The sequence below is a fragment of the Caballeronia sp. LZ003 genome, assembly GCF_031451465.1.
Taxonomy (GTDB): Bacteria; Pseudomonadota; Gammaproteobacteria; order Burkholderiales; family Burkholderiaceae; genus Caballeronia.
This window is the reverse complement of the sequence record NZ_JARUXJ010000001.1, coordinates 2993500-3019552: the sequence shown is the minus strand read 5'-3', so window position 1 is coordinate 3019552 and position 26053 is coordinate 2993500. Positions and strand designations below refer to the sequence as shown.

Below are 26053 nucleotides of genomic sequence, written 5' to 3'. Positions count from 1 at the left end.
ATTTACCACGGCTTGTTCCTCCCCAATGCCGCCGCGACACGCTCCCAGCGCGACGCATTGGTCGAATCGATTTCGCCGCTCGCCGCGTGCGCGCGGCAGCCGCCGCGTTCCACGAGCGGGTCGGGCCGCACCATCCAGCCAGCCGCGCCGAGTTCTTCCTGCAAGTACGCATCGACGATAGGCAAATCGGCGGGATTCACGATCAGCGTCGGCGATCCCGTGAGTTCCGGCTCGGCCGCGATCACTTCGCGCGCCACGGTGACGAGCGCCGTCGGATCGTGCGCTAGATGCTGCCGCACCACTTGCTGCGCGATATCGACCGCGAGCGTGGCGAGCGTTTCCGCGATGGCGGCATCGGCGGCTTGCAGCGCGATCCTGAACGCATCGGCGATTTCCGCGAGACGCGCCGCTTCGGCGAGCGCTTCCTTGCGGCCGTCCTCGAAACCCTTGGCGTGCCCTTGTTCGAAACCGGCCTGATACCCGATCGCCTGTCCAGCCACATGACCCGTGGCGAGACCTTGCGCATGCGCGTCTTCCTCGACGCGGCGCAAATGCGCTTCGAGCGCTGCCTGATCCGCCGCGCTGTGGTCCACGGTGACGGGATCGAACGAAGCCATCTCCCAGCGCTGATACGCGGAGAGCGGCGCCTTCGGGTTCTGGGCCGGATTAGACATATGCATCCTCTGCCTTGCCGCCTAATTGAATCTGGCCGTTTTCGGCCAGATTACGCACCACCTGAAGCACCTTGCGTTGCTGCTGCTCGACTTCCGACACACGCACCGGACCACGCGAATCGAGGTCTTCCGCAAGCAATTCGGCCGCGCGTTGCGACATGTTCGACAGGAACTTCTGACGCAACGCGGGCTGCGCGCCCTTGAGCGAGACGATCAGCGTTTCGGATTCCACTTCCTTCAGCAGCAACTGGATCGCGCGGTCTTCCAGGTCGAGCAGGTTCTCGAACACGAACATCTGGTCGATGATCTTCTGCGCGAGTTCCACGTCGTATTCCTTGACGTTGTTGATCACGCCCTCTTCATGGTTGCTCGACATGAAGTTGAGAATCTCGGCCGCCGTGCGGATACCGCCCATCGGCGCGCGCTTCAGGTTGTCGCTGCCGGAGAGAAGCGTGGTCAGTACATCGTCGAGTTCGCGCAGCGCGGCGGGCTGAATACCGTCGAGCGTGGCGATACGCAGCAGCACGTCGTTACGCAGACGGTCGTTGAGCAGCGAGACGATTTCCGAAGCCTGATCGCGGTCCAGGTGCACGAGGATCGTCGCGATGATCTGCGGATGCTCGTTCTTGATGAGTTCCGCGACCGCGCCCGAGTCCATCCACTTCAGACCTTCGATACCGCTCGTATCGCTGCCTTGCAGAATCCGGTCGATGAGCGCGCCAGCCTTGGTTTCGCCGAGCGCCTTCGTGAGCACCGAGCGGATGTACTCGCTCGAATCGAGCGACAACGCGGTGTGCTGCTCCGCTTCGCTGACGAATTCGGTCAGCACGTTGTCGAGCTGCTCGCGCGTCACGTTCTTGAGCGCCGCCATGGTCGCGCCGATCTTCTGCACCTCGCGCGGAGCGAGATACTTGAAAACTTCGGCGGCTTCTTCCTCGCCGATCGACATCAGGAGAAGCGCGGCTTTATTGAGACCTTCAGCGTTCATCGGACACCCAGTTCTTCACGACCGTCGCCACGATTCTCGCGTCCTGACGCGCCACCATGCGCGCGTAGTCGAGATTGCGATCGAACTTGGCCTTGTTGCTTTCATGACCGAGGAGACTTACCTCGGCATCCTTGTCATCATCGTCATTCTTGGCGCCGCCTTCGAGCGTCGGGCCGTCGAGCAGCGAGAGTTCGTCTGGCGCGTTGAGCGAGGGCGCCGCCGGTTCCGGCACGGGGAAGGCGCGGCGCATTGCCGGCTTCACCATGCTGAAGTACAGGAACAGTGCGACGATGCCGATGCCCACGTACTTCGCCAACTGGATGCCGCGCATGATCATGTCCGGCGTGCGCCACCACGGCACATCGGGCGTCACGTTCTGGTCGGAGTTGAACGCGCTGTTCACCACGTTGACCGAGTCGCCGCGCTTCTCGTCGTAGCCCATCGCGTCCTTCACGAGTTGCTGGACTTGCGCGAGCTTGTCGGCGGCGAGCGGCGTCATCGTGACGTTGCCCTTCGCATCGACCTGACGCTGATAGTTCACGACCACCGCCACCGAAAGACGCTTGATGCCGCCTGTCGCCTGTTCGTAGTGGCGCACCGTGCGGTCCACTTCGTAATTGGTCGTCGTGTCCTTGCGCAGGTTCTGCGGCGTGGACTTCGCGGCGGCAGCGCCGGTTGCGTCCGATGCTCCGCCCGTGACCGGCGCGGATGCCGGCTGCGGCGGCTGGTTCGACAGCGCGCCCGGCACGCCCGACGGGCCGCTGCCCGAGGTTTCGCTGGATTCGCTCGATTGCTGGCTGCGGATCGACGTGTTCTGCGGGTTGGCGTTCGGGCCGTAGCTTTCGGCGGTCTGTTCGAGCTTCGAGAAGTCGATGTCCGCGCTCACTTGCGAATGCGCGTTGCCGCCGCCGAAGAGCGGGGAAAGAATCGCGTCGATGCGCTTTTGCGTGTTGTGCTCGATCTGCTGCACGTACTTCAGTTGCGATGCGTCGAGACCGTTCGCGGCGCTCTGGTTCGTGAGCAGGTTGCCGTCCTGATCGACGATATTCACGTTCTTGACCGGCATGTCCGCCACGCCCGACGACACCATGTGCGCGATCGCCGAAACCTGTCCTTCGTCGAGCACGCGGCCGGGAAAGAGGTTGACCATGACGGACGCGGTCGGCAGTTCCTTGTCGCGCACGAACACGCTCGGCTTCGGAATGGCCAGATGCACGCGTGCCGACTTCACGGAGGAAATTGCGCCGATGGTGCGTTCCAGTTCGCCTTCGAGCGCGCGCTGGTAGTTGATCTGCTCCGCGAACTGGCTGATGCCGAACTTCTGGTTGTCCATCAGTTCGAAGCCGACCGAGCCGCTTTTCGGCAAACCCTGGCTTGCGAGGCGCAGACGCGTTTCGTGCACCGACTCGGCCGGAACGAGGATCGCGCCGCCGCCGTCGGAGAGCTTGTAGGGAATGTTGCCCTGCTGGAGCGCGGCGACGATCGCACCGCCGTCGCGGTCGGAGAGATTCGAGAACAGCACGCGGTAGTCGGGCTGGCGCGTCCACATGACGAGCCCCGCCACGACCATCGCCAAGATCGCCACGGCGATGATGAGCGGCACGCGCGGGTTCGAGCGGAATTGCGAGAGCATCGGCATGCGCTGAGCGAAGCCGCCGAAGTCGGCGCCGCCAGCGCCGCCGGTGAGGCTGGGGCTCGCGGCGCTCGCCGAGGCGCCAGGCTGCGCGCCTGCCAGGCCCATTCTGGCGTCTGGCGTGATCAGTGAGTTGTTGGGCGTATCCATTTAGCGTCGAAGCTCCGAATCTTTTGCGTTCCCCTCTGGCCGGTCGTACTGCCCGTGATGCGGCGCCGGAGGACTTTTGACGAGATGGATTATCCGCAGAAGATTGCAAGTCGATTCGGCGAATAGAGCCGGGTTTCCCCCGTTCTTCCGGCGCTTTGGAAAATGCCGCGCTGCTAATCTTTCTCGTACTCGGTAAAAGCGTTCGGACGACCGTTCGCACGCCGCCCCGAACCCGGCGACGAGCGTTTTTCGCACTTGGGCGCTGAACCGGCTCTTTACTTGTCAATCGGAGACACCATGAACTTCCCGATCAATCCGCTCACCTCCGCGCTGAGCACAATGCAGTCGATGGCGACGCAGGCCGCCGGCAGCCCCACGGTCGCCACGGGCGCCGTATCCGGACAGGACGCGGGAATCGGCCAGTCGGGCGCGGTGAGCGCGGGCACGTTCGCGGACGCGCTGCAGTCGTCGATCAGCAAGATCAGCGACAACCAGACGAAGGCGCTGTCCGAAGCGCACGCGTTCGAAATCGGCGCGCCGAACGTTTCGCTCAACGACGTGATGGTCGATATGCAAAAGGCCAACGTCGGCATGCAGTTCGGCTTGCAAGTACGCAACAAGCTCGTGTCGGCCTACAACGACATCATGCAAATTTCGGTGTAACGCGCTGTGGCTGGCGCGTGCCTTTCGAATCCGTCCCCATCATGCCGATACGGCCCCAGAGCCTTGCGCCCTAAAGCTTTGCCGCGATTCTCCGATAACCTCGATAACAGCACGGCGAACGATGGTTCGATCGCCAGCACCGATTCTTACCGGTCGGACGAAGCGGCCTTTGCGCCGTCGTCCGAGCACCGCGCGCCACGTGCCGCGGGCGTCATTCGGTATCGCATAAGGAGAACCACGGATGTATTCCCCAGGACAGGCGGGAGCCAACGCATATGCACGCGTCGGCGTTCAGACAGGGGTGATGGGAGCGAGCCCGCACCGGCTGATCGTGATGCTCTATCAGGGCGCGCGGCAGTCGATTGCACAGGCGCGGATGCACTTGCAGCAGAAGAACGTGGGCGCGCGCGGAACGGCGATCAGCAAGGCGATCAACATCATCGAGACCGGGTTGCAGCAGGCGCTCAACAAGGAAGCGGGCGGCGAAGTCGCGCTGCGTCTGGACGCGCTGTACTCGTACATGGCACGCCGGCTCCTGGAAGCGAATCTGAACCAGGACGAGTCGATGCTCGTGGAAGTGGACAATCTGCTGGCTACGCTCGAAGAGGCGTGGGTCGGCATTGGACCGGAAGTGGCGAGAACGACCGCGGCAGCCGTCTGAGCGGCAGCCATGGCGACTGCCTGACAAGAATGAATACCACAGACGAATATTTCGCGCACTACGAGGCGATTGCTGCGCTGTCCGGCCAGATGCTGGCTGCGGCGCGCAGTGGCGAGTGGAGCGAATTGAAGACGATGCAGGGCAGGTATCGCGAGTTGATCGAACGGTTGAAGGACGTGGATACCGGCTCGGAACTCGACGACACCGCCCGTGCGCGCAAGCTGGACCTCGTGAAGAAGATCCTCGCCGACGACGCCGCGATTCGCGACCTCAGTTCGCCGAGCCTCGCGCGTCTTTCCGCGCTCTTCACGACCAACAGCCCGGCGCGCGTACTTAAAAAGATGATCGGACTGCGCTAGACAACGCGGCTTGCGACGGAAAACTCTTCCGGCGTCTGGCCCGGCCCTCGCGCGCGGTCTTTCCAGGATGCCGGCATGTCAGGACTCGATTCCGCGATCGCCACGATTATCGCCAGCCGGACCGAGCTCCTTCTGTCCGCGCTGCGCGCCAACGCCGGTTCGACCGGCCAGACGAGCACGCAGACGGGCGTTTCCTTGTCCGTCGCGACGCCCGCCGGAACCGCGGCGGGCGCATCCGCGCCGACGCTCGCTCCGGTGGCGTCCGCGCAAACCGAACTGTCGAGCGTGGCCCGCACGCTCGATGTCATTTCCCGCCTGGGCGGCGCCGCGCCCGCGATTCTCGGCGATGCCCCGCTCTGGCCGACACCGCCGCGTCCCGCGAGCGCGTTCGCCGCGCTGACCACGGGGCTTTTCGATACCGCTTTCTCCTCCAATGCCGCCGCCGTCGCGGCCGCGCGTGCGGCGAGCCAGAATCTGCCGCCGTTGCCGGCGTCCGCGCTGGCATCGGAGCTTGCGAAAACGGTGGCGCAAAGCGGCCTCTTCTACGAGTCGCATCTCGTGCAATGGATGGCCGGGCAGCGCAGCACGGCGTCGCTCGCGAGCGAACCGCAGGCGCGCATCGATCCGCGCGCGCTGACCTTGCCGCTCGATTTGCCGGGCGACGAAAGCATCGCGCGCGATACCGCCTTCGACGACACGCGCCCACCGGCGTTTGCCTCGACACAAACCGATCTGTCCGATCTGCACGCCGAAACGCATAACGTCGCGATGCCGCAAACGCCGCAGCAAGCGGCGGCGCTCGCGGCATCGGTACGGGATGCGCCCGCGCTGGCGCTGTCGAATTCGCAAAGCGCGCCGTCCGCGCCCGCTTCGCCGCCCGCCGCGCCGCAGCCGAGCCAGCATGAATCGGCGCTGCTGGCATCGCTCGATGCGGGTATTCATCCAGCGACCCTCACGGTCGTGCGTCAGCAACTCGACATACTCGCCAACGAGCAATTCCGCTGGCAGGGCGAAGCGTGGCCGGGAACGCGTTTCGAGTGGGAAGTAGCGCGAGAGCCGCGTCCCGCCGTGGATACCAGCGAGAAACGCGCGTGGCGCACGCGCGTCACGTTGTCGTTGCCCGCGCTCGGCATGGTGGACGCCGAACTCGTGCTGACCGGCGACAAGCTGGTCGCGCGTCTGAGGGCGAGCGATACGGGCGCATCGCGTTTTTCCGCCGATGCCGCCGCGTTCCAGCGTCAGCTCGAAGCGGCGGGCATCGCGCTGGCGTCGTTCAGCGTGCGTTCGATGGATGGCTCGGGCGCCGCCACGGGCGACATCGACCTGGACGCGCCGAAACCGGTGCGTTCGCCGCTCGAGCATTTATTCCGCGCGCCGCCGGGTGGAGAAGTGACATGAGCAATCCACTGTATTCGCGCAAGCAGGCCACCGCGCTCACTTACGATGCGGGCAGCCGCGAAACGACGCCGCGCGTCGTGGCGAAGGGCTACGGCGTGGTCGCGGAAATGATCGTGCAGCGCGCTAAGGAAGCGGGCGTGTATGTCCATGACTCGCCGGAAATGGTGTCGCTCTTGATGCAGGTCGATCTCGATTCGCATATTCCCCCCGCGCTTTATCAGGCGGTGGCGGAACTGCTGGCCTGGGTTTATCGGCTGGAGAACGAGGAGCCGGTGAGGGAGGCGGGACGCCGCTAAAACTCGAAAGCTCGCCTCACGATCGCCGCATGATCGAAGCGCGCGGGCAACGTGCCATACACGCGGCCGGTTTCGCCGCGCGCATCGCCCAAACGGCTTTCGATGAACGCCTGTGCCACCTCGTCCGGCGCATGTCTCGCCAGCAATACGCCTTGTGCACATAAGGTCAATTGCTGCGCGATGCGCCGCGCCGATGCCTCGCGCGACGCCGGATCGCTCGTCAAACTAGTCAAGAGTGTCTGCAAAGCCGCACCGAGCGCCGGATGCGCGCTTGCCGTATCGCGCCAGTCGTCGAATAGTGCGTGCGCCGCGTCCTGCTCGCGCTCGAACGCACGCAGCACGTCTAGACACATGACGTTGCCCGAACCTTCCCAGATCGAATTGACCGGCGCCTCGCGATAAAACCTCGCCATCGGCCCGGTTTCGACGTAACCGTTGCCGCCCCAGACTTCCATCGCCTCGCCGGTGAATTCGAGCGCGCGCTTGCAAACCCAGAACTTCGCCGCAGGCGTGACGATGCGCCGCCACGCGCGTTCGCGCAACGCCGCTCCCGCCGATGCGCTCTGCTCGAACGCCCCGGCCGTCCGCATGAACAGCACCGTCGCGGCTTCCGATTCCAGCGCGAGGTCGGCGAGCACGTTGCGCATCAAGGGCTGATCGGCGAGATGCGCGCCAAACGCGCTGCGATGCCGCGCATGATGGATCGCTTCGACCAGCGCCGCGCGCATCAACGCCGCGCTGCCGATCACGCAATCGAGCCGCGTGTAGTTCGCCATTTCGATGATGGTCGGCACGCCGCGTCCTTCATCGCCGATCATCATGCCGTAGGCATCGAGAAACTCGATTTCGCTGCTCGCGTTCGAGCGATTGCCGAGCTTGTCCTTCAGACGCTGCACGTGCACGGCGTTCTTGCGGCCGTCGGGCGCAAAGCGCGGCACGTAGAAGCAGGAGAGTCCGCCTTCGTCCGCCGTGCGCGCGAGCACGAGATGCGCGTCGCACTGCGGCGCCGAGAAAAACCACTTGTGTCCGATTAACCGATAGTCCCCGCCGCGCCCGGGTGTGCCGAGCGCATGCGCGCGCGTGCGATTGCCGCGCACGTCGGAGCCGCCCTGCTTTTCGGTCATGCCCATGCCGATCAACATCGATCGCTTGCCGGCTTCGAGGGCGATGTCGCGCGAATCGTGCTCGCGCGACAAGAGCGGTGCGGCGAGCCGTTCATAAAGCGCGGGTTCATTGCGCAAAACGGGGATGCTCGCGAAGGTCATCGTGACCGGACACAGCGATCCGGATTCGAGTTGTCCGTGCAGAAAGTAACCGGCGGCGCGCGCGGCCATCGACCCGGCGCGCGCCGAAGGTTCGAACGGCAGCGCGTGCAGACCTTCTTGCCGCAGACGTCGCAGCAGTTCATGCCAGGCCGGATGAAACTCGATTGCGTCGATACGCTCGCCACGCGCGCTGTGCGTGCTCAGTTCCGGCGTATGCCGGTTGGCGAGATCGGCGAGCGCGAGCACGTCCGGTTGTGTAAGCGCGCGGCCGTCGCGGTGGAGCGCCTCGGCATGCCAGTGCGCGCCTTCGCGCTCGAGCGCGGCAACGAGCGCGCGGTCCGCGGCGAAGGCGTCGTAGTCGACAAGCGGCGGCGACTGATTCGTGACTTCGTGTGTCTCGAACAAGGGTGCGTGGTTCATCGTGTGTCTCCCGTGCGAGCTTGCGTCGGCTAATCGCAACACGCGTGGTCAAAAATGATCCTCTATCTCTATTTAACGATGATAGGCCGCACGCCCGACTAGCGTGTAGCGCTGCCGCTCGCTTCAATCTGGCCGGGCGCTCGCGTTTGGTCTTAAACCATTCCTATATTTTTCTGATGCGAACTCTTAAAGACCAACCGGATGAGAGAAATCCGATTGTTTGGCTACCACGGCTGACGGACAGGAGGCCGAACCTATAATCGCCGAGACCCTTATGGCCTGAGGTTTACAGGCCTCTTCTGGAAGTCTTCTCAATGAGCATCAACCTCAATCAACTCGTTCAAGGCGCCTTGACCGAGAGCGTATTGCAACACCTGGCTGCACGCGTTGGCTGCACGCAGGAGTCCGCGAGGCGCGTCGTCGGACTATGCGCGCCAGCACTCATCGGCTCGATGATGAACAAGGCGGCGTCGCTGGATGGCGCACGCAGTCTGTTTGCATCCGTCATGTCGCCGGGCGTGAACACGCATATCGCCGAGGAACTGCCGCACTTCGTTCTCAACGACGAAGGCATGCAAACGCTCCTCGCCACCCATTCGACGGTGGATGGCGTCATTGCCTCGCACGACAATCTCAATGCGCTCGCCGAGCGTATTTCCGAATACACGGGCGTGGCGGCGAGCGCATCGCGCACGTTGTCGGGCGTCGTGGGCGCGACCATTCTCGGTATCCTCAAGCGCTATTTCACGCAGCACAACGGCCATATCGGCCAGTTGCCCACGCTGCTCGGGCATCAACTGCCGGTCGTGCGGGCCAACATGACGGATTCGTTCGCGAATGCGCTGGGGCTCGGCTCGGTCGGCGCGTTCCTCGCGGGCGTGGCCTCGCGGCTGAAGGCGGTGTCCTCGCATCTCGGTCATCCGGCTACCCAAGGAGCAGCGTTGTTCCCCATTCATGGTGAACAAGAACCGGCCGTGGAAACCGCGCAAACAAACGACAAGGGTCCGCGCCGCAAATGGCTGTGGGTCGCCAACGCCGCTGCCCTCGCGTTGCTGGCCGCGCTCGTTGCGCGCGGCTGTTCGACCGAAAACAAGTCGAAAGACATGACGGCCGAAACGCGCACGGACGCCTCGGCGGCATCCGACGCCGCATCTGCATCCAGCGCCAGCGCCAGCGACGATCAGGCATCGCAAGCCACGGCTGTGGCGCCCGATCAGGCATCGTTGCCGACCATTTTGCCGGGCAAGGACGCAAGCCTGTCCATGACGGTCGACACCTCCGGCATTCCCACGCTGAAAGCCACGGTGAATAGCGAGCAGGAACGTCAACGCCTGATCGACATGCTGTCGGCCAAGCTCGGCGCGGACAAGTTCCACGCGAACGTGACCGTCGATCCCGACACGAAGCCCGCCGCGTGGCTCGACAAGCTCGAAGGCCTGCTGCCGTTGATGACGCTGCCGGGCGCCGATCTGCAGATTACCGGCGACACGATCACCCTGAGCGGCGGCGCAAGCGAGCCGAAGCTCGGCTGGGTCGACAAGCTGAAGGCGCTGTTCGGCGCCGGCTGGACGGTCGGCACGCAATCGGCTCAGGTTGCGGCTCCGGCATCGGAAGCGCAAGCCAATCAAGACGCGGATGCCTGCTCGGCTCCGGCTATCGTCAAGACGCTGAACCTGAAGCCGGTCAACTTCGGCACGGGTTCGAACACGCCGCCGCCGGTTGCCATGGCGGCGCTCGCTGCATCGGCGAAGGCGCTGAAGGCCTGCGACACGCAAGCAAAGCCAATTCGGCTTCAGATCGCGGGCTATTCGGACAACACGGGCGGCGCGGCGCTGAATCTTCAGTTGTCGAAGAAGCGTGCGGAAGCGGTGCGTTCGTACCTCGTTCAGCACGGCATTCCTTCTGATTCGCTGACGGCTCAAGGCTTTGGCGACGCCAATCCGGTCGCCGACAACTCGACCGCCGCTGGCCGCATGGCTAATCGACGTATCGAGTTCAAGCAAGCCGACTGAGCGTCGCGCGCCATCTCGGCGCGATGCGTCGAAAAAGCGCCGGACCGCTCTGAAGCGGTTCGGCGCTTTTTTTACTGCGCGCCAGGCGCATCAGGCAAGGGAACTCCCGTTCAACGCATTACAGCGCCTCGCCACGCTTCAGCCGCGGAAAGCCATCGGCCATGAAATCCTGATCGACATTCGCGGGCAGTATTTCGCGCGCGACTTCGATCCACGCTCGCGCCGCATGCGACAGATATCCGTTGCGCCGCCAGCCGACGGCCATATCCCAGCGAATCTCGGGCGCGACGACCGGCCGGCAGGTGAACGCCTCGGCATCCAGGCGGCCACAATAAGGCGCGGGCAACAGCGCGATGCCGATGCCAGCCTGCACCAACGCCGCCATGAAATCCCAATGCCCGCTGCGACCGACGATCGTCGGCGCGAACCCCGCCGCGCGGCACGCGTTCAGCACGACGTCGTTGAGCGCGAGACTTTCGCCGTAGAAGACAAAGGGTTCGGCTGCCAGATCGGCGAGCGCTACCTCGTTCAGACCGTCCCAGCGCGAACCTTTTTGCGCCACGAGCCACAAGAGTTGCCGGCTGACGGGCAGCACGTCGAACGTTTCGGCATCGACTGGCTGCAGTACGCCGCCGAGTTCGAGCTCGCCTTCGATCAACGCAGCCTCAATCGCCTTCGAGCCTTGCTCGAACAGCTTCAGCTCGATCTTCGGATACCGCTCCCTGAAAGCAGCAATGACTGGCGTGAAGAGCGCGCCGCCCATCGGCGGAATGCCGATCGTCAGCGTGCCACGCCCGAACGTGCCCAGATCGTTCAGTTCCGCTTCGAGCCGCGCATGGGCCGCGAGCACATCGACGCCACGCTGATAGACGATTTGCCCGGCATCGGTCAGGACCATCTGACGGCCTTCCCGCAATAAAAGCGGCGAGCCGACCTCGTCTTCCAGTGACTTGACCATTTTGCTGATGGTCGGCTGAGTGACAAACATATGCTCGGCGGCAGCAGTGAAGCTCTTTTGCTTGACCACCTCGACGAAATACCTCAACGCGCGCAATTCCATGTGAGATTCCAGATTGGAATGATTTGGATAATGCTAAGTCATTTTTTTTATGTAAATGGTGCACTTATACTCCGTCTACAGGTTAACCCTAGTCATTCGCCCCGAGCCCGCCATGTCCACCGTTCTTTCCGCCCCATCCGCCTTTGCCAACGCCCGCATGGCGCTTGCTCGCGTGACGCGCATCGCGATTCAATCGGCGGCGCTCGCGGCGATCTGGTTCGTCGCGGACCTGGCCGCGCGCAAGCTGGCGCTGCCGGTGCCGGGTGGTGTCGTCGGACTAGTCGCGTTGTTGGCGCTCCTGTTCTGCGGCGGCGTGGCGCCGCGCTGGGTGAAGGCGGGCGCCGACTGGCTGCTGTCGGACATGCTGCTGTTCTTCATCCCGGCGGCCGTGGCGGCGGTCCAATACGGCGGGCTTTTCATGGAAGAAGGCTGGCGTTTGGCGCTGGTTGTCGTCGCGGGAACGCTGATGGTGATGGTGGCGGTGGCGTTCGCCGTGGATCGGGCGGCGCGCCTGGAGCGTCACCTCGCGCTGCGCCGGGCGCTCCACGCGCGGCAAGCTGCGCGCGCCTGAGCCATGAGCCACTTCTACGCTTCGCTGCTCCAAGACGACGCTGCACGCCTGATCGCTGCCGGATGCTTCGTGATGACCGTCGTCCTGTACTTCGTGTCGAAGCGGCTTTACGCGCGCTTCAAAAGTCCGTGGCTGACGCCGCTTCTGGCTGTCCCGGCGGTGCTTGCGGCGATCGTCGTGACGGCGCGCATTCCATACCCCGTCTATTTCGCCGATACGCGCTGGCTCATGTGGCTGCTCGGGCCAGCCACCGTGGCGTTCGCGGTGCCGATCTACGAATATCGGTCGCTCCTGAAGCGGCACTGGATTTCGTTGAGCGTCGGAGTGACGGTTGGCATTCTGGTGGCGGTCGGCGGGTCGATTGCGCTTGCGAAGTTGCTGCATCTGTCGCCGGAACTGCAGCGCAGTCTCGCGACGCGTTCGATATCGACGCCATTTGCGCTCGCGGTATCCGACAAGATTCACGCGCCGCGCGATCTGACCGCGCTTTTCGTCATCGCGACGGGCGTGTGCGGCATGCTCTTCGGCGAGATCGTGCTGGCGCTGGTGCCGCTGCGCACTCGGCTTGCGCGCGGCGCGTTGTTCGGCGCGGCGGCGCATGGCGTCGGCACCGCGAAGGCGCGCGAACTCGGGAACGAAGAGGGCGTTGTCGCCAGCTTGACGATGATGATCGCGGGCGTGGTGATGGTGCTGCTCGCGCCAGTTTTGAGCATGCTGCCGATATAGGCAATTACGCGCACGCGCCGCTGTTTAGGAGTTTTCGCGGGCAATTCGCGTGGCATCTATTGCGACAATGCGGGCTCAAATTTTTCGGTTCGAGCCAAATGTCACTAGTCTCCCAGAACCCCGGCGTCTCAGTCATCATTCCGTGTTTCAACTCGGCAAAAACGCTGGCACGCGCGCTCGATAGTTGTCTTTTGCAAACCGAAGCAGCGCAGATCATCGTGGTAGACGATGGCTCGCAGGACGCATCGGCGGCGGTTGCGAAGTTTTATTCCCTGAAAGACCGACGCGTCGAACTGGTTCAGATGCCGGAAAACGGCGGTCCGGCTCGGGCGCGCAATCGCGGTGCGAACTTTGCGGCACACTCCATTCTTGCGTTCCTCGACGCCGACGACGAGTACCAGCCAGGCGCACTGGCGACTGCCGCACTCTATCTGCGAAACACGCCTCGGCAAGCCGCAGTCCGTTTCAGCGCCGATTTCAGCGACTTTCCCGCCGATCTGCGTGCTTTCCCCGACTTCGAACGCCACGCCGACATCATGAGCGACACGGTGGCGAGCACGCTCGTGATTCAGCGTGCGACCTTCCTCGCGCTCGGCGGCTTCCCTACAGATGAAGTCTTCCGGCGTTATGGCGGCGAGGATTCGGCGCTTTCAAATGCAATCATCGACATTTACGGTTGTTATCGCCTGGAAGCCAGGAAAGGCGTTCGCGTTAACTATCATCCGGGGAGCCACGTGGCGTTGTATTTCAGCCGCGCAGGAGGCGCCGAAACGCCGTTCGACGAGCATTGGGCGACCACCGAGGCCATCCAACAGTTCGTCGCACGCGCCCGCACGGCGATGTCCGGCACTGCTGAGTCAATAGTCGATCGAGCCTGAACGCCTCCATACGCTTAGTCACCCCCATCAATCAGACTGCGCTTAATCCCGCATTCGCATTCCGCCGACTTTTGCTACAATCTTCGCTCGCCCCCGAGGAGCGTTGCGACGGGTTTCACCCGCCAGGCTCGGAGGCTTCAATCGGACGGTTCGAAGGCACATAAACAAGCCCGCTGAGCCACCGCATCGAACGGCGCTCACGTCAAAATTTCTAGTCTTTTTTAGAAAGGAGGGCGTGATGAACGCCGCAGTTCTCGATTCCAAGAATTCCCAGGATTACGTTGTTGCCGACATGTCGCTCGCCGCATGGGGCCGCAAGGAACTCGACATCGCCGAAACGGAGATGCCCGGTCTCATCCAAACGCGCGAGGAATACAAGGCGCAACAGCCGCTGAAAGGCGCGCGCGTCGCAGGCTCGCTGCACATGACCATCCAGACCGGCGTGCTGATCGAAACGCTGACCGCACTCGGCGCCGACGTGCGCTGGGCATCGTGCAACATCTTTTCCACGCAGGATCACGCTGCCGCCGCCATCGCCGCGGGCGGCACGCCGGTGTTCGCGTTCAAGGGCGAATCGCTCGACGAATACTGGGAGTTCTCGCACCGCATCTTCGAATGGCCGAACGGCGAATTCGCCAACATGATTCTGGACGACGGCGGCGACGCCACGCTCTTGCTCATCCTCGGTTCTAAGGCCGAAAAAGACCGCTCGGTCATCGGCAAGCCGACGAATGAAGAGGAGGTCGCGCTGTACAAATCGATCGCTTCGCACCTCGATGCCGACCCGACGTGGTACTCCACGCGCCTCGCGCACATCCAGGGCGTGACGGAAGAAACGACCACGGGCGTGCATCGTCTGTATCAGATGGAGAAGGAAGGGCGTCTGCCGTTCCCGGCCATCAACGTGAACGATTCGGTCACGAAGTCGAAGTTCGACAATCTATACGGCTGCCGCGAATCGCTCGTGGATGGCATCAAGCGCGCCACCGACGTGATGATCGCCGGCAAGATCGCGGTCGTGGCGGGCTACGGCGACGTGGGCAAGGGCTGCGCGCAGTCGCTGCGCGGTCTGGGCGCCACTGTCTGGGTCACGGAGATCGACCCGATCTGCGCGCTGCAAGCGGCAATGGAAGGCTACCGCGTCGTGACGATGGAATATGCCGCCGACAAGGCCGATATCTTCGTGACGGCAACGGGCAACTACCACGTCATCAACCACGACCACATGAAGGCGATGCGCAACAACGCCATCGTCTGCAACATCGGTCACTTCGACTCCGAAATCGACGTCGCTTCCACGCGCCAATACACGTGGGACAACATCAAGCCGCAAGTCGATCACATCATCTTCCCGGACGGCAAGCGCATCATTCTGCTGGCCGAAGGACGTCTCGTGAATCTCGGCTGCGCAACCGGCCATCCGTCTTTCGTGATGTCGAACTCGTTCACGAACCAGACGCTCGCGCAGATCGAACTGTTCACGCAAGGCGACAAGTACGAGAACAAGGTGTATGTGCTGCCGAAACATCTCGACGAGAAGGTCGCGCGTCTGCATCTGGGACGTATCGGCGCGGAACTGACGGTGCTTTCGACGGAGCAGGCCGGTTATATCGGCGTCGACAAGAACGGTCCGTTCAAGCCGAACCACTACCGCTATTAATCCGCTACTGACAAGGCACGCGGCGGCGTGGCCGCGCACGGATCGGGAGGTTCGAGCGCGGTACAAAGACACATTGCATCAACCGGAGAACACTCGATGACCGTGCTGCTGACATGGCTGATCAACGCGCTCGCGCTTCTGATCATCACCTATCTCGTGCCGTCGATCCACATCCGCAGTTTCGGCACGGCGCTCATCGTGGCCGTGGTGCTCGGGCTCATCAACGCAGTGCTGCGCCCGGTGCTCATCATTCTCACGTTGCCCGTGACCATCCTGACGCTCGGCCTCTTCATCCTCGTGGTGAATGCGCTGTGTTTCTGGCTGTGCTCGTCGCTCTTGAAAGGCTTCGAGGTGACGGGTTTCTGGTCCGCGTTCTTTGGCTCGATTCTCTATAGCATCGTGTCGTGGCTTCTGTCGGCGCTCATCTTCGGACAGCGCAACTTCGGCTGACGCCGCGCACACCACGCCTCGCCGCGCGTACACACACCATCATGAAACCGATCGAACTTTCATTCGAGTTTTTCCCGCCGAAGACGCAGGAAGGTGTGGACAAACTGCGCGCCTCGCGCGCGCAACTGAAAACGCTCGCGCCGAAGTTCGTCTCCGTGACGTTCGGCGCGGGCGGCTCCACGCAGCAAGGCACGCTCGACACCGTGCTCGAAATGGCCGCGGAAGGCTTCGAAGCGGCGCCGCATCTGTCTTGCATCGGCTCGTCGAAGGACAGCCTGCGCGCGATTCTTTCGCAGTATCGGGAGCACGGCATTCGTCATATCGTCGCGTTGCGCGGCGACTTGCCTTCGGGCATGGGTGAAGTCGGCGAGTTGCGCTATGCGTCCGAACTCGTGGCGTTCGTTCGCCAGGAGCACGGCGACTGGTTCAACATCGAAGTGGCGGCGTATCCGGAGTTTCATCCGCAATCGCGTTCGCCACGCGCCGATCTCGAAAACTTCGCGCGCAAGGTGAAGGCGGGCGCGAACTCCGCGATCACGCAGTACTTCTTCAACGCGGACGCCTACTTCGAATTCGTCGATGAAGCGAAAAAGCTCGGCGTCGATGTGCCTATCGTGCCGGGCATCATGCCGATCACCAACTTCACGCAGTTGATGCGCTTTTCCGAGATGTGCGGCGCGGAAGTGCCGAAGTGGATCGCGCGCCGGCTCGAAAGTTACGGCGACGACCGCGAGTCGATCCGCGAATTCGGCGTCGATGTGGTGACGGGTCTATGCCAGCGTCTGATCGACGGCGGCGCGCCCGGCTTGCATTTCTACACGCTCAACGGCGCGTGGGCGTCGAAGACGGTTTGCGAGCGGCTCGGCGTCAAGAGCGTCTGAGTTTGTTTTACCCGCGCGGCGTTCGTCCGCGCGGTCCTTACTTTCCTCCTCGTTTAGCACTTTTTTCGGGCGTTTTAGTACCCGACGGCGCACTTTGCGCACGCTGCCGGCACCTTGCGCGGATATTTCGCCATCCGAGCTATCACGCTTAGACATAGGCGATAACCTAACCGCATCGAACCAACCGGCAGCCGTAAATCCAGTGGGGAAAACGACCACACACGTAATATTTGTTCATGCTAGGGTAGCGCCCGAATTTGCTTGCGCCGTTTCATCCGGCAGATTCGCACGGCCGGCAGCACCGCCGATGCGATCAAGTAATATCGCGCTACGTCAGTTGAAAGCTGGCATCGACCTGGAGGAAACATGAAGAAGAATGGCCTGTTGCGAGTCGCCCGCGTGTCGGCGCTCATGGGCGCCGTCGCCACGGCAACGCTATTCGCGGCGAACGTCGCGAATGCCGCCATCCCCAACAAGACGCTGGTGTACTGCTCGGAAGGCAGTCCCGCCGGTTTCGATCCTGCGCAATACACCACCGGCACCGACTTCACCGCGAACACGTTCACGGTCTATAACCGCCTCGTCGAATTCGAGCGCGGCGGCACGAAGGTCGAGCCGGGTCTCGCCGAAAAGTGGGACGTGTCGGCGGACGGTTTGACCTACACCTTCCATTTGCGTCACGGCGTGAAGTTCCAGACGACGTCGTACTTCAAGCCGACGCGCGAATTCAACGCGGATGACGTCCTCGTCACGTTCAACCGCATGCTCGACCCGAACCAGCCGTTCCGCAAGGCGTACCCGGTTGCGTTCCCGTACTTCACGGACATGGGCCTCGACAAGCTCATCGCGAAGGTGGAGAAGGTCGATCCCTACACCGTGAAGTTCACGCTCAAGGAAGTGAACGCGCCGTTCATCCAGAACATGGCGATGGAATACGCGTCCATTCTCTCGGCCGAATACACGGACAAGCTGGTGAAGGACGGCAAGGCCGCCGACATCAATCAGTATCCGGTTGGCACGGGACCGTTCATCTTCCGTAGCTATACAAAGGATGCGACCATTCGCTTCGACGGCAATCCGGATTACTGGAAGCCGAACGCGGTGCAGGTGTCGAAGCTGATCTTCTCGATCACGCCTGATGCCGCCGTGCGCGTTCAGAAGCTGAAAAGCAACGAATGCCAGGTGATGAGCTATCCGCGGCCAGGCGACATCGAGTCGCTCAAGTCCGCATCGAATCTTGATACGCCGTCGCAGGCCGGTTTCAACGAAGGTTACGTGGCCTATAACGTGACCAAGAAGGGGCTGGACAACACCGACGTGCGCCGCGCGCTCGACATGGCGATCAACAAGAAGGCGATCATCGATTCCGTGTATCAGGGCGCGGGCCAGGCGGCCACCGCTCCGATGGCGCCGACTCAATGGTCCTACGACAAGAACCTCAAGACGAGCCCGTACGATACGGCCAAGGCCAAGGATCTGCTCGCGAAGGCCGGCTTTCCGAACGGCATGGATATCGACCTTTGGGCCATGCCTGTGCAACGCGCGTACAACCCGAACGCACGTCTGATGGCCGAGATGATCCAGGCCGACTGGGCGAAGATCGGCGTGAAGGCAAAGATCGTGTCGTACGAATGGGGCGAGTATCTCAAGCGCGCGCACGCGGGCGAGCATCAGGCGCTCTTGATCGGCTGGACCGGCGACAACGGCGACCCCGACAACTGGCTCGGCACGCTGCTCGGTTGCGACGCGGTGAAGGGCAGCAACTTTTCGAAGTGGTGCTATAAGCCGTTCGACGATCTGGTCGTGAAGGGCCGTTCGACGAGCGACGTGGCGGCGCGCACAAAGGCTTACATGGACGCGCAGCAGATCTTCGCGCAACAACTGCCGTTCTCGCCGATCGCGCATTCGACGGTGTATCAGCCGGCCAGCAAGAAGGTGACGGGCCTGAAGATCGAACCGCTCGGCTATGTGCGTTTCGACGGCGTGGGCATGCAGTAAAGCGAGAGCATCCGCAAAACGCAGCTTGTAAGCGGAACGCTTTTTGCACTAAACCATAATTAGTCGAACAGGGCCGGCGGCGCGGGTCGAAAACGATCCGCGCCGCCGGTCACTCTTCCAAATCCCCAAGTACGAACCAAAGGGCGATCATGTTCCGATTCGTTTTGCGACGCATAGGAATGGTGATACCGACGTTCATCGGCATTACGATTCTCGCGTTCGCGCTCATCCACCTGATCCCGGGCGACCCCATCGAAGTGATGATGGGCGAACGCGGCGTGGACCCGGCGATGCACGCCGAAGCCATGAAGCGCTTAGGTCTCGACGAGCCTTTGCCGCTTCAATATCTCCACTACGTTGGCCATGCGCTCAAGGGCGATCTCGGCATGTCGATCATCACCAATACGAGTGTGATGAGCGAATTCATGGCGCGCTTTCCGGCGACCGTCGAACTCTCCATCTGCGCGATGATCTTCGCGCTCATCGTCGGTCTGCCGGCGGGCGTGGCGGCGGCGCTCAAGCGCGGCACGGTGGTCGATCATGGCGTGATGGGCACCGCGCTCACGGGCTATTCGATGCCGATCTTCTGGTGGGGCTTGATCCTCATCATGTTCTTCTCGGCGAGGCTCGGCTGGACGCCGGTGTCGGGGCGGATCGCGGTGGAATACGACATTCCGCACGTCACGGGCTTCATGCTGATCGACTCGATCTTCTCCACCGATGAAGGCGCGTTCAAGTCCGCGGTGAGCCATCTGATATTGCCGACCATCGTGCTCGGCACGATTCCGCTCGCGGTGATTGCGCGCATGACGCGTTCGTCGATGCTCGAGGTGCTGCGCGAAGACTACATTCGCACGGCGCGCGCGAAGGGGCTTTCGCCGTTGCGCGTGGTGATCGTGCATGCGTTGCGCAATGCGCTGATTCCCGTGGTGACCGTGATCGGCTTGCAGGTTGGCACGTTGCTCGCGGGTGCGGTGTTGACGGAGACGTTGTTCTCGTGGCCGGGCGTCGGCAAGTGGCTGATCGATGCCATTTCGCGTCGCGATTATCCCGTCGTGCAGGGCGGCATTCTGATGATCGCGTCGCTCGTGATCTTCGTGAATCTGATCGTCGATCTGCTGTACGGCGTGTTGAATCCGCGCATTCGCCATACAAGGTGAACATGTACCACCCCCACGCTCACATTCGTTCGCTGCCCCCCAAGGGGGCGCATGCCTCTCTTGAGGCGGCTCGGCGAGAGACATAAACATGTACCACCCCCACGCTCACATTCGTTCGCTGCCCCCCGAGGGGGCGCATGCCTCTCTTGAGGCGGCTCGGCGAGAGGCATAAACATGTACCACCCCCACGCTCACATTCGTTCGCTGCCCCCCGAGGGGGCGCATGCCTCTCTTGAGGCGGCTCGGCGAGAGGCATGATATGGCCGACATTCAAAACAACCTACCCCCCCAGGCAGTAACACCGCCACCCAACGGCCGCATGGTCGCGGGCCGCGAGTTCTGGGCGAACTTCTCGCGCAATCGCGGCGCAGTGGTCGCGGGCTTCATCGTGCTCGTGCTGATTCTGGTGGCGCTCACCGCGCCCGTGATCGCGCCGCACAGCCCCATCGAGCAATATCGCGAATACGTGAAGATTCCGCCCGCGTGGCTCGAAGGCGGCAACCGCATGTTCCTGCTCGGCACCGATGAAGCCGGCCGCGACATTCTCTCGCGTCTCATGTACGGCGCGCGGCTGTCGTTCTGGATCGGCTTCGTATCGGTCGTGCTCGCGCTCATTCCGGGCGTCGTGCTGGGGCTCATGGCCGCGTTCTTCGGCTGGCTCGATACGCCGATCATGCGCATCATGGATGTGCTCCTCGCGCTGCCTTCGCTCTTGCTCGCGGTCGCCGTGGTCGCGATCATCGGGCCGGGGCTCGTCAACACCATGCTTGCCATCGCCATCGTCGCGCTGCCGGGTTATGTGCGTCTGACGCGCGCATCGGCGCTCGGCGAATTGCAAAAGGAATACGTGACGGCATCGCGCGTCGCGGGTGCGGGCGTCGTGCGGCTGATGTTCTCGCAAGTGCTGCCGAACTGCGCCGCGCCGCTCATCGTGCAGGCGACGCTCGGATTTTCATCGGCAATTCTGGACGCCGCCGCGCTCGGCTTTCTCGGCTTGGGCGTGCAACCGCCCGCAGCCGAGTGGGGCGCCATGCTGGCTTCGGCGCGCGATTACATCGAAAGCGCATGGTGGATCGTCACGATGCCCGGTCTCTCCATCCTGATCTCGGTGCTCGTCATCAATCTGCTCGGCGACGGTCTGCGCGACGCCCTCGACCCGAAACTGAAACGGATGGGATGACATGAACGATCTACTCACTATCCGTAATCTGCAAGTGACGTTCGGCGGCACACAGGCGGTCGATCGCATCGACCTGTCGGTCAAGCCGGGCGAAGTGGTCGGCGTGGTCGGCGAATCCGGCTCGGGCAAAAGCGTCACGATGATGGCGCTCATGGGCCTGATCGATGCACCCGGCAAGGTCTCGGCCGATCAGGTCACCTTCGATGGGCGAGATTTGCTGAAGGCCTCGGCGCGCGAGCGTCGCAAGATCATCGGCAAGGACATCGCGATGGTGTTTCAGGACGCGCTGACGAGCCTGAACCCGAGCTACACGGTCGGCTATCAGATCAAGGAATCGCTGAGACTGCACGAAGGCTTGCGCGGCGACGCACTCAACAAACGCGCGCTCGAACTGCTGGATCAGGTCGGCATTCCAGATGCGAAAAGCCGCATCGACGCGTTTCCGCATCAGATGTCGGGCGGCATGAATCAGCGCGTGATGATCGCAATGGCGGTCGCCTGCAATCCCAAACTCCTGATCGCCGACGAGCCCACGACCGCGCTCGACGTGACCATTCAGGCGCAGATCATGGAACTGCTCGTGCGCTTGCAAAAGGAACGCGGCATGGCACTCGTGCTGATTTCGCACGATCTCGCGGTGGTGTCGGAAGTGGCGCAGCGCGTCGCGGTGATGTATGCGGGCGAGATCATCGAAACGAATCACGTCCCTGCCATTTTCAGCGAGCCGCATCATCCGTACACGGAAGCGTTGCTCGCCGCGATTCCGGAACATAGCCGCGGCGCGGATCGTCTGGCGGCGTTGCCGGGCATGGTGCCGGGCCGCGACGACAGACCCAGTGGATGCCTCTTTGCGCCGCGCTGCAAATATGCCGTCGAGGACTGCTGGAAGGGGCGGCCGAATCTGTTCCAGCTCGACCCCAACGACGCGGCCGTGCGCGCGCGTTGCATCAAGCCGTTGAATGTCGAAGTGGTGGTGGAAGGAGGCGCGCGATGAACGCCGTACCGAAGGAAATCAACAAGGACATCGTGCTCGCCGCCGATCAGCTCACGCGGCATTACAGCGTCAAGCGCAGCATGTTCGAGCAGGGCACGGTGAAGGCGCTGAACGGCGTGTCGTTCGAGTTGCAGCGCGGGCGCACGCTTGCTGTCGTCGGCGAATCGGGCTGCGGTAAGTCCACGCTCGCGCGTCAGTTGACGATGATCGAAACGCCGACATCGGGCCGTCTTCTGATCGATGGCGAGGACGTGGCGGGCGCGAGCAAGGACAAGATCGCCGCGTTGCGGCAGCGCGTGCAGATGGTGTTCCAGAACCCGTTTGCCTCGCTCAATCCGCGTAAGACCGTCGAGCAGACGCTCGGCGAGCCGCTCGCCATCAACACGAAGCTCAACGCAACCGAACGCGCTCAACGCATTGCGCAGATGATGCGCACCGTCGGCCTGAGACCGGAACACGCGACGCGCTACCCGCACATGTTTTCGGGCGGTCAACGGCAACGCGTGGCGATTGCGCGCGCGATGATTCTCGACCCGCAAATCGTCGTCGCCGATGAACCCGTCTCCGCGCTCGATGTCTCGATCCAGGCGCAGATTCTCAATCTTTTCATGGACCTTCAAGCGCAGTTCGGCACGAGCTACGTGTTCATCTCGCACAACCTGTCGGTGGTCGAGCATATTGCCGATGACGTGATGGTGATGTACTTCGGCGGCGTGGCCGAACTCGGCGACAAGAAAACCATCTTCGCGCGACCGCGTCATCCGTACACGCGCGCCTTGATGTCGGCAACGCCCGCGTTGTTCGAGGAAGATCGCCGCATCAAGATCAAGCTGCAGGGCGAAATGCCTTCGCCGCTCAATCCGCCATCGGGCTGCACGTTTCATCAGCGCTGCCCGTACGCGATCGATCGTTGCAGAACCGAGGAACCGGCGCTGCGCGTCGTCGACGGGCGGCAAGTCTCGTGTCATCGCGCCGAGGAGGTAGGTGACGTGGAGGTTTGAATCGCATCGACGCGCGGTTTGACGCGCGCCAGCTTCGTTCAAAGAAGGCGGCGCGCGGTCAAGCTCCAAGTCGATCGTCTCGAAGCGACAGCGCGTGTCCAGCGGGTCGCGTGAATGTTTTAAGATGTCGCTCGTGCCGTATTCATATGACCAGCCGCGCGCCGCGCGCGTGGCGTCCGCCAGAGCGACAGCCATTGTGCTGTCGTTCGTACTGTTCATGGCAGGCGCGGTCGTTACGCCATCCGGTTTCGCGGTCGTCGGATCGCGTACGCCGGCAGGTGGCACCCCTCAGCCCGCAGGCGGCGCGGACGTAGCGGCGGCACCGGGCGCATCGGCACCCGCGCCGGCCGTGGATCGATCCGATGGCACGACGGCAAGCGGTCCCGTGCGCGTGGCGCCGGCGCGCATGCCGTTCTACGTTGCGACCAAAGGCACGACCACCATCTATTTGCTCGGCACGCTGCATGTCGGTTTCGCGACCGACTATCCGGCCGAACAGCCGTTTCGCCAGTCGATACTGGCTGCGCTCTATGCATCGCCCACACTCGCGCTCGAAATCTCTCCCGACGAACTGCTCGTTTCGCAAGAGGACGTGAATCGCTTCGGCATGTGCCGCAGCGAATGTCTGATCGATTATTTGCCGGATTCGATGTGGCAGGCGGTGCAAGCGCGCATGCGCAACAATCCCGATGCGCTGAAGGAATTGCGGCACACGCGTCCGTGGCTCGCGTCGATGCTGATCGAAACATACGACACGCTCAAGGCCGGTTTTCAGAGCGAGTACGGCACCGAGGCGCAGTTGCAGAATGTCTATCTGCATGTGCGCGGAAAAATCGTCGGGCTCGAAACCTTGAACGAACAGATATCGACGTTCACGCGTCTGACTTCCGCGCAACAGCGCGAGATGCTCGCACAGGATCTCGTGCAGACGCCAACCGAAAACATCGCCGACGTGAAAGAGCTGCACCGGCTCTGGCGAATCGGCGACGCGGACGCGCTCAAAGCCTGGGACGACGCCAAGGGCAACAAGCTTGCGCGCTCGAAGCCGCTCGCGGATCAGGTGGATAACCGCGTGGTATATGAGCGCAATCGCCGCTTCGTCGCGCGGATGGTGCAACTGGCAGCGCCCGACAAGCCGGTGTTCGTGGCTATCGGGGCGCTGCATCTCGGCGGGTCGCGCGGCGTGCTCGAACTGCTGAGAAAGCGCGGCTTCGTCGTGATGGCTGGCTGAACGCTTTGCCGATTCAGATGAACATCAGCCAGTTCAGCAAAAAGATGTTCACGATCAGAAGCGACAACGCTGTCGGCACCTGCACCTTGATCACCGCGTTCTTGTCGGGCAACTCCAGCAACGCCGCCGGAACCATGTTGAAGTTCGCGGCCATCGGCGTCATCAGCGTTCCGCAGTAGCCCGAGAACATGCCGATGCCGGCCATCGTCGCCGGATTGCCATGGAACACGCCGACGAGAATCGGTACGCCGACACCGCCCGTCATCACAGGAAACGCGGCGAAGCCGTTGCCCATCACCACCGTGAAAAGCGCCATGCCGACGACATAGACCGTCACCGCGACGAGCCGATAGTCGAGGTTGATGTAGGCCGTCGTCACATGCGCGACCGCCTTGCCGACGCCTGCGTCCGAGAACACGAGTCCGAGCATGCCGAGCATTTGCGGCAGCACGGCGGCCCACGAAAGCGCGTCGATGAGACGGCGCGCCTCGCGCATCGACTGGCCGACGGTATCGCGCGTCATGACGCACGCCACCGCCAGCGCGATCACGCAGCCTATGCCGAAGCCGATCAGCGTCACGTTCTTCAACTCGATCAACGGTTGCCCGCCGAAGACAAGATGGCTCGCGCCGAGCGTCAGGATCACGGTGACGACCGGAATGGTCAGCGCGGGCACGAAGAGCTTGTTGCCGAGCCGCGCGGCGCTCTGCCGGCGCGTTTGCTCCGACAGCATTTTCGGCTTCGCGCCGGTCACGCCGCCGAGTCCGGCGATGAGCGCCATCGCGATCACGAGCACGCCGACGACCGCGGGCGGCAGCCAGTCGCCGATCAGGAACACGAGCGCATACACGAGCCAGAACACGCCCGTCGTCAGGCGGCGCGGATGCGACTTGTCGGTGAGGATCATGCCGGCGACCACCACCAGCACGATGCCGACGAGATAGAAAAGATAGTTGATGGTGAGCGTCATGCTTTCTCTCCCGCGAGATTGCGCGTGAGCGCGCCGAGTTCGCGCGTCAGGCGCCGGTCGAGCAGCCACAGCCGAAAGCCGTGGATGAGGAACGCGCAGATCGCGGTTGGAATGCCCCACACGGCAACATGCATGGGTTCCACGACGATGCCCGCTTCCTTGAGGAACGTGACCATCAGCACGATGGCGCCGAACGCCACGAAGATGTCCTCGCCGAAGAAGAGGCCGACGTTGTCGGTTGCCGCCGAATATGCGCGCAGCTTGTGGCGCACCGCGTCGGAGAGCTTGCCGTAACGCGTTTCGGCGGCCCCTTCGGCCATCGGCGCGAGGAGCGGTCGCACCATTTGCGGATGGCCGCCGAGACCCGTGAGGCCGACCGCCGCCGTCAGTTCGCGCACGAGCAGATAGACGATCAACAGTCGCCCGACCGTCGCCGCGCGAATGCTCGATATCCACGTCTGCGCGCGTTCACGCAAGCCATGCCGTTCGAGCAGGCCGATCACCGCGAGCGGCAGCAAGATGATGAGCGGAATATTGCGCGTCTTCAGAAAGCCGGTGCCGATGGTGGTCAGAATGCGCTCCACGGGAAAGTGCGCCGCGAAGCCGGTGACGATCGCCGCTGCGGCGACGATCAGCATCGGATTGAAGCGCAGCACGAAGCCCACGATGATGACGGCCACGCCGATGAGCGGCCATAAGTTGACTGCGGTTGCCATGAGATCTCCAGACCGGGGGTTAGACATCGCGCCTCGAAGCGGACGCGTAAATAGCGCT

At 62.9% G+C, this 26053-nt stretch carries 25 protein-coding genes and 1 riboswitch; of the genes, 18 read left to right on the top strand and 7 right to left on the bottom strand.

Features of this window, described 5'->3' with window-relative positions; genetic code table 11:
- Positions 1 to 2: 2 nt before the first annotated feature.
- From fliH to fliF, 3 genes are read right to left on the bottom strand one after another with little or no spacing between them, the layout of a single operon-like run.
- Positions 3 to 674, bottom strand: a complete 672-nt coding sequence (gene fliH / locus QCE79_RS13695) for a flagellar assembly protein FliH (protein ID WP_250466034.1) — start codon at positions 672 to 674, stop codon at positions 3 to 5.
- Entirely contained in the window at positions 667 to 1662 is a 996-nt protein-coding gene (gene fliG / locus QCE79_RS13690; RefSeq protein ID WP_244826535.1) for a flagellar motor switch protein FliG, read from the bottom strand. The genes fliH and fliG overlap by 8 nt, the downstream gene beginning before the upstream one ends.
- The gene (gene fliF / locus QCE79_RS13685; RefSeq protein ID WP_244826534.1) at positions 1652 to 3445 is read right to left on the bottom strand and encodes a flagellar basal-body MS-ring/collar protein FliF; all 1794 of its coding nucleotides are present in this window, start codon (positions 3443 to 3445) and stop codon (positions 1652 to 1654) included. Before fliF ends, fliG begins: the two co-directional genes overlap by 11 nt.
- Positions 3446 to 3742: 297 nt before the next feature.
- Here fliF and fliE point away from each other — a divergent pair, with 297 nt between their 5' ends.
- The 5 genes from fliE to QCE79_RS13660 all read left to right on the top strand — a co-directional run bounded on the left by fliE (position 3743) and on the right by QCE79_RS13660 (position 6822).
- Positions 3743 to 4108, top strand: coding sequence for a flagellar hook-basal body complex protein FliE (gene fliE / locus QCE79_RS13680; protein WP_244826533.1), 366 nt, complete (start codon positions 3743 to 3745; stop codon positions 4106 to 4108).
- 241 nt (positions 4109 to 4349) lie between these two features.
- Positions 4350 to 4769: a flagellar export chaperone FliS gene (fliS, locus tag QCE79_RS13675; RefSeq protein WP_244826532.1), complete on the top strand. Its 420-nt coding sequence runs from the start codon at positions 4350 to 4352 to the stop codon at positions 4767 to 4769.
- 29 nt (positions 4770 to 4798) lie between these two features.
- Positions 4799 to 5128 carry a flagellar protein FliT gene (locus QCE79_RS13670; RefSeq protein ID WP_244826531.1) on the top strand — a complete coding sequence of 110 codons (330 nt, stop codon included), beginning with the start codon at positions 4799 to 4801 and terminating at the stop codon, positions 5126 to 5128.
- Positions 5129 to 5203: 75 nt separating this feature from the next.
- Complete coding sequence (locus tag QCE79_RS13665) at positions 5204 to 6526, top strand: flagellar hook-length control protein FliK (protein WP_309844795.1); 1323 nt, start codon at positions 5204 to 5206, stop codon at positions 6524 to 6526.
- A complete protein-coding gene (locus QCE79_RS13660; protein WP_244826529.1) occupies positions 6523 to 6822 on the top strand; it encodes an EscU/YscU/HrcU family type III secretion system export apparatus switch protein in 300 nt (99 codons plus the stop codon). Before QCE79_RS13665 ends, QCE79_RS13660 begins: the two co-directional genes overlap by 4 nt.
- On the opposite strand, the gene QCE79_RS13655 is transcribed toward QCE79_RS13660, so the two are convergent.
- Positions 6819 to 8507, bottom strand: coding sequence for an isovaleryl-CoA dehydrogenase (locus tag QCE79_RS13655; RefSeq protein ID WP_309844792.1), 1689 nt, complete (start codon positions 8505 to 8507; stop codon positions 6819 to 6821). The genes QCE79_RS13660 and QCE79_RS13655 overlap by 4 nt on opposite strands.
- 314 nt (positions 8508 to 8821) lie before the next feature.
- Here QCE79_RS13655 and QCE79_RS13650 point away from each other — a divergent pair, with 314 nt between their 5' ends.
- Positions 8822 to 10519: an OmpA family protein gene (locus tag QCE79_RS13650; protein ID WP_309844790.1), complete on the top strand. Its 1698-nt coding sequence runs from the start codon at positions 8822 to 8824 to the stop codon at positions 10517 to 10519.
- 118 nt (positions 10520 to 10637) lie between these two features.
- Here QCE79_RS13650 and QCE79_RS13645 read toward each other — a convergent pair whose 3' ends face one another.
- A complete protein-coding gene (locus QCE79_RS13645; RefSeq protein WP_309844786.1) occupies positions 10638 to 11579 on the bottom strand; it encodes a LysR substrate-binding domain-containing protein in 942 nt (313 codons plus the stop codon).
- 112 nt (positions 11580 to 11691) lie between these two features.
- Here QCE79_RS13645 and QCE79_RS13640 point away from each other — a divergent pair, with 112 nt between their 5' ends.
- The 12 genes from QCE79_RS13640 to QCE79_RS13585 all read left to right on the top strand — a co-directional run bounded on the left by QCE79_RS13640 (position 11692) and on the right by QCE79_RS13585 (position 24309).
- Positions 11692 to 12150 carry a CidA/LrgA family protein gene (locus QCE79_RS13640; RefSeq protein WP_309844783.1) on the top strand — a complete coding sequence of 153 codons (459 nt, stop codon included), beginning with the start codon at positions 11692 to 11694 and terminating at the stop codon, positions 12148 to 12150.
- 3 nt (positions 12151 to 12153) lie between these two features.
- A complete protein-coding gene (locus QCE79_RS13635; RefSeq protein ID WP_250466023.1) occupies positions 12154 to 12876 on the top strand; it encodes an LrgB family protein in 723 nt (240 codons plus the stop codon).
- A 98-nt stretch (positions 12877 to 12974) separates the two neighbouring features.
- Positions 12975 to 13754 carry a glycosyltransferase family 2 protein gene (locus tag QCE79_RS13630; RefSeq protein WP_309844779.1) on the top strand — a complete coding sequence of 260 codons (780 nt, stop codon included), beginning with the start codon at positions 12975 to 12977 and terminating at the stop codon, positions 13752 to 13754.
- A gap of 89 nt (positions 13755 to 13843) precedes the next feature.
- Positions 13844 to 13960, top strand: a riboswitch (S-adenosyl-L-homocysteine riboswitch).
- Between the two features lie 32 nt (positions 13961 to 13992).
- The gene (gene ahcY / locus QCE79_RS13625) at positions 13993 to 15414 is read left to right on the top strand and encodes an adenosylhomocysteinase (RefSeq protein ID WP_250466021.1); all 1422 of its coding nucleotides are present in this window, start codon (positions 13993 to 13995) and stop codon (positions 15412 to 15414) included.
- 96 nt (positions 15415 to 15510) lie between these two features.
- On the top strand, positions 15511 to 15864 hold the full coding sequence (locus QCE79_RS13620) for a phage holin family protein (RefSeq protein WP_244826521.1): 354 nt from the start codon (positions 15511 to 15513) through the stop codon (positions 15862 to 15864).
- 41 nt (positions 15865 to 15905) lie between these two features.
- On the top strand, positions 15906 to 16745 hold the full coding sequence (metF, locus tag QCE79_RS13615; RefSeq protein WP_250526366.1) for a methylenetetrahydrofolate reductase [NAD(P)H]: 840 nt from the start codon (positions 15906 to 15908) through the stop codon (positions 16743 to 16745).
- Positions 16746 to 17111: 366 nt separating this feature from the next.
- Positions 17112 to 18743: an ABC transporter substrate-binding protein gene (locus tag QCE79_RS13610; RefSeq protein WP_244826519.1), complete on the top strand. Its 1632-nt coding sequence runs from the start codon at positions 17112 to 17114 to the stop codon at positions 18741 to 18743.
- A gap of 149 nt (positions 18744 to 18892) precedes the next feature.
- Positions 18893 to 19903: an ABC transporter permease subunit gene (locus QCE79_RS13605; protein WP_244826518.1), complete on the top strand. Its 1011-nt coding sequence runs from the start codon at positions 18893 to 18895 to the stop codon at positions 19901 to 19903.
- A 259-nt stretch (positions 19904 to 20162) separates the two neighbouring features.
- Positions 20163 to 21083, top strand: coding sequence for an ABC transporter permease subunit (locus tag QCE79_RS13600; RefSeq protein ID WP_309844769.1), 921 nt, complete (start codon positions 20163 to 20165; stop codon positions 21081 to 21083).
- Between the two features lies 1 nt (position 21084).
- Positions 21085 to 22077, top strand: a complete 993-nt coding sequence (locus QCE79_RS13595) for an ABC transporter ATP-binding protein (protein ID WP_244826516.1) — start codon at positions 21085 to 21087, stop codon at positions 22075 to 22077.
- Entirely contained in the window at positions 22074 to 23078 is a 1005-nt protein-coding gene (locus tag QCE79_RS13590) for a peptide ABC transporter ATP-binding protein (protein WP_244826515.1), read from the top strand. Before QCE79_RS13595 ends, QCE79_RS13590 begins: the two co-directional genes overlap by 4 nt.
- Before the next feature lie 124 nt (positions 23079 to 23202).
- Complete coding sequence (locus QCE79_RS13585; RefSeq protein WP_309844764.1) at positions 23203 to 24309, top strand: TraB/GumN family protein; 1107 nt, start codon at positions 23203 to 23205, stop codon at positions 24307 to 24309.
- Positions 24310 to 24322: 13 nt separating this feature from the next.
- Here the strand turns inward: QCE79_RS13585 and QCE79_RS13580 are convergent, their stop codons facing one another.
- Positions 24323 to 25279: a DUF979 domain-containing protein gene (locus QCE79_RS13580; protein WP_309844762.1), complete on the bottom strand. Its 957-nt coding sequence runs from the start codon at positions 25277 to 25279 to the stop codon at positions 24323 to 24325.
- Positions 25276 to 25995: a DUF969 domain-containing protein gene (locus tag QCE79_RS13575; RefSeq protein WP_250509626.1), complete on the bottom strand. Its 720-nt coding sequence runs from the start codon at positions 25993 to 25995 to the stop codon at positions 25276 to 25278. The genes QCE79_RS13580 and QCE79_RS13575 overlap by 4 nt, the downstream gene beginning before the upstream one ends.
- Between the last annotated feature and the right edge of the window lie 58 nt (positions 25996 to 26053).